1 tRNA gene is annotated in these 402 nt (G+C 45.0%); it reads right to left on the bottom strand.

The features are described from left to right. Nucleotide 1: 1 nt before the first annotated feature. Nucleotides 2-90: transfer RNA gene (locus tag ACXAGR_RS23795), tRNA-Ser, on the bottom strand. Nucleotides 91-402: the final 312 nt, after the last annotated feature.

Raw genomic sequence — 402 nt, 5'->3', positions numbered from 1 at the left:
GCGGAGAGAGAGGGATTCGAACCCCCGGAAGGTTTGACCCTTCGCCTGATTTCAAGTCAGGTGCATTCAGCCGGACTCTGCCATCTCTCCGTTGAGTGGTGCGTATCATAATGATTTTATCGTGATTGAAAAGCACTATTTCAAATAAAATCAATTAAGTGCGCAATATGCAAACAATCTGCTCAGAATTTAACATCACTGTTGCTAAAGCGATTATTTCCTGAACAGGCTGATACCTTTATGTAATTACAATGGAACATTGACTGCCATTTGAAAGCAAAAAAGCCCGCTTAGTTAAGCGGGCTTTTTCAGAATGTGGCGGAGAGAGAGGGATTCGAACCCCCGGAAGGTTTGACCCTTCGCCTGATTTCAAGTCAGGTGCATTCAGCCGGACTCTGCCAT

The organism is Alteromonas sp. ABH4_457, assembly GCF_056160625.1.
The sequence above is the reverse complement of the archived record's forward strand: the minus strand, read 5'-3'. Positions and strand labels throughout refer to the sequence as shown.